Below are 3399 nucleotides of genomic sequence, written 5' to 3'. Positions count from 1 at the left end.
TGTCGCCATAAGATCACCCGATAACTCGACAAATAACTAAACTATAGTTCAAATCACCAAGTTGGCATCACGACCCTTCATTTAAATCTGGTAACTTTGCTTTTCTCTTAAACGACTTCCTAATTTCCCTTGCTTCATATAACAAAAAGAATGTCACAACTAGTCCAATTATTGAACTAAGCACAGATAAATTTTGCGCCCAAATAGGCATCAACTGATTCACAAAACGATCACCTCTCTAATTAATGTAAATATAACGCCCGCAATAAGGTGTGCCACGTTGAACCAACCAAGCGCACCGGACTCCATACCAAAAATGCCGAGTGTAACGCATCACCTTGATTGCTTTGTTATGTACGGATTTCTAATAAATGGATAAATTTTTCATCACCTTTTTGCTCTGTCGATAAGAATAATTTTAACCATTCATCTGGATTTTCAGTACTAACTTTATATACACTATCTTCGAACAAGCTCCCTTTACTTTCCAGAATAATATCAGCAACATCTGCTCGTAGAATTGAATATACTTGTAACTTTTGGTTCTCATCAGTCCAGTATAAAACCACTCTTTTTGACGTTAAAACATTACCGCTTTCTAATATTGATGACAATCCTTGAGAATAAAATGCTTCAACGCTCTCTCCCTCACTAATAACACCATTACTAACAAGAATTGCAATATCACTTGTTGATACTTCTTTATTAAACTGAACTCTAGTTGATGGTACTACACCTGTAGTAGACATGAGTGAAAAACCAATTAAAGCAACAACAATAATTACTGATGGGACACCAAAAATATACATCCATTTATTCGTTGCTTTATAATTTGGATTTTCTTTTTTCTCTAGCTTGTGATATACAAATGTTCCTTGAATTGCTTTCCCATAAAAATATAAAAACACTAAGCCCATAATAAGGCCTGTTATTTTCTGTAACTCTATTGCAATTATAATTTTCGCAGAAATGAAATAGACAAATATCACTATTGCTGCAACTCTAGATTTTTTATACATACCTAAAGCACAAACCAAAATCAAAACAACATCTATAAAATTTGCTGGGTCATTCCAAAGCGCTAATTTTCCATTCGAGTCAGAGTTAATTGCAGCCATAACAACAATTATTGTCATAATTGCAGATATACAGGCTGCTACTGAGCCATTTTTAGCTGCTTTTATAGCCTCAACTTTATTCATGATATTTCCTATTATTAATTAGAGTACATAACGCCTGCAATAAGGTGTGCCACACTGAACCAACAAAGCGCACCGAACTCCATACCAAAACCACCGAGTGTTACGCATCACCTTGATTGCATTGTTATGACTCACCAAAAATACTTCCCTATCTTGGCAGCAAAACAAGCCACGCGTGATGCCTTGCGACAAAACTTACAGCGTTCACCAACTCAAGTATTCCCGCAGACTTTCAGCGACTTTGAGCACACCAAATTTGCATGAGAACAAATGCGGAGTCACACAGGCTGCAAACACCAAACTAATAGCCAAGGGAAACACCGTTTCAAGCAAAGGACGCATCGAGTTAAGCATGAGCCAAACAGCTCGATACGGATGGCAGCAAATACATTAACAACCGACGCTTCGACGAATTCAAGGAGCAGCCGGTTGATGAACGAAATTGCCTGAGAGATGGTGTTCATTCGTGCTGTAGCTTTTGTATAAAAAACACCTCGCTTTTAGAGGCATAACGCCTGCGATAAGGTGTGCCCCACTGAACCAGCAAAGCGCACCGAACTCCGTACCAAAACTGCCGAGTGTAACGCATCACCTTGATTGCCTTGTTATGTTTATGCTGCGCCGGGTACAGAACCTATTGCGATGAATCTTCTGTCTTTATACTCTTCCGTTTCAAATACCCCCAAGAGTATTAAATTCCTTCTTCTTTTACTTAATTTTTTAAGGTGTTGTAACTCATTATCGGAATTGAACATAAACACACCAATATTTTCCGACTCTTTATCGCTGGGATCATTGATTAAAGCAAATTTCTTAAACCCCTTTTTGGCCGTAGCTTGAGCTGCTCTATAAACATATTGAGAGATAGTATGAGCTTCAACCTCTTGATTTTTAGGAGGACTAAGCATATACAGGCTAGTATTAACCGATGAGGCGCTCTCTTTTTTATAACCAACTGTTTTATTACTAGCACATCCTGCAAGTACTAAAACCAAACCAACTGTAAATATTGTTTTATATTTCATTATTTCTTCCAAAAAACATAACGCCTGCAATAAGGTGTGCCCCACTGAACCAACAAAGCACACCGAACTCCCTACCAAAACCGCCGAGTGTAAAGCATCACCTTGATTGCCTTGTTAGCTGTGTTTAGTTTAAATTGATAGCTGCGACAATAAACAATATTGATTTAAATACATGTTCTTTATTGATAAATACTCCTGAATCGTGACTACATGTATTCAATGTATCTAAAACATTCGGTAGCTTGAAGTCAACAGCATCAGAAAACTCCAAATTTTTCAGAATGCCTGTCAAATCACCCAACATAAGCCTCTGATAATCCTTATCAAATTCCACTCGAGATTTGAGGTTTAGTACTTTTAGAGCGTTTTCGAAACATTTTCTAGCAATATTGCCTTTGACCTGTAAAGTCTCTTGATCAGCATCATTTACTGAGTTTAACTCAGTAATTAAAGCCAACAGCCTTTTTTGTACAATATCTATATTAAATTTATACAACAGTGTTTTTGATTCATCTGCTGATATATACCTTGCACAATTAGGTATTATTGACATTGTGAAACAATTAATATTAGGAACAACTATTGATTGATGCTTTCTCTTTACTGTTCGGTTTATTTCAGTTGAGAACGGATGGTTCGATGAGATATTTATATCTGAGCACTTATTATTATAAGTAAGATTTATATCTCTTGCTGCTTGATAAAAACCTTTTAATAAAAGCACTGGCATTGATTTATTTATTGTGATGACTACTGATTCAATTTTTATATCACATTTTATCAAATCAACACCAAAGTAATCCCTCATACCATCAGGATCATTTGTTTGAAAGTCATGCCATACTAATTCTAGAGTTCTAGACTCATCATCAAACGTATAGCTTTCAACTGAATCCCAATTAGAAAGATCTATAAAATCGACAATGGGACTACCTTCATCATTATCTATATAAAATGAAATCAATTCCTTTATTTGATTCCAATCCTTAATTTCACAATTAATTTTATCTTCAAATCTAGGTTTAAAATCTGAAATAAACCTCATAATATTTTCAATTCTTTCGTCCATTTTTCTACCTTTTATGTTGAAACAGCTAACGCCTGCAATAAGGTGTGCCCCACGGAACCAGCAAAGCACACCAAACTCCCTACCAAAACCGCCGAGTGTAACG

Annotated in this window: 2 protein-coding genes and 1 pseudogene; all 3 read right to left on the bottom strand. The window is 36.1% G+C overall.

The annotated features are described in order from the left end of the window. Window positions 1-350: 350 nt before the first annotated feature. Window positions 351-1202, bottom strand: coding sequence for a hypothetical protein (locus tag Q0852_RS23320; protein WP_299022758.1), 852 nt, complete (start codon window positions 1200-1202; stop codon window positions 351-353). Window positions 1203-1813: 611 nt separating this feature from the next. Then, the gene (locus Q0852_RS23315) at window positions 1814-2227 is read right to left on the bottom strand and encodes a hypothetical protein (protein WP_299022755.1); all 414 of its coding nucleotides are present in this window, start codon (window positions 2225-2227) and stop codon (window positions 1814-1816) included. Between the two features lie 124 nt (window positions 2228-2351). Beyond that, window positions 2352-3399: pseudogene (locus Q0852_RS23310) on the bottom strand (hypothetical protein); the annotation flags it as partial.

It is taken from the genome of uncultured Photobacterium sp., from assembly GCF_947502415.1.
In the GTDB taxonomy this organism is placed as follows: Bacteria; Pseudomonadota; Gammaproteobacteria; order Enterobacterales; family Vibrionaceae; genus Photobacterium.
Note: the sequence above shows the minus strand (reverse complement) of the source record. Positions and strands in the feature narration are given on the sequence as shown.

What these genes read in the sequence shown, in the direction of transcription:
- Q0852_RS23320 (WP_299022758.1), bottom strand. Translation starts at nt 1,202, where the DNA reads ATGAATAAAGTTGAGGCTATAAAAGCAGCTAAAAATGGCTCAGTAGCA.
- Q0852_RS23315 (WP_299022755.1), bottom strand. Translation starts at nt 2,227, where the DNA reads ATGAAATATAAAACAATATTTACAGTTGGTTTGGTTTTAGTACTTGCA.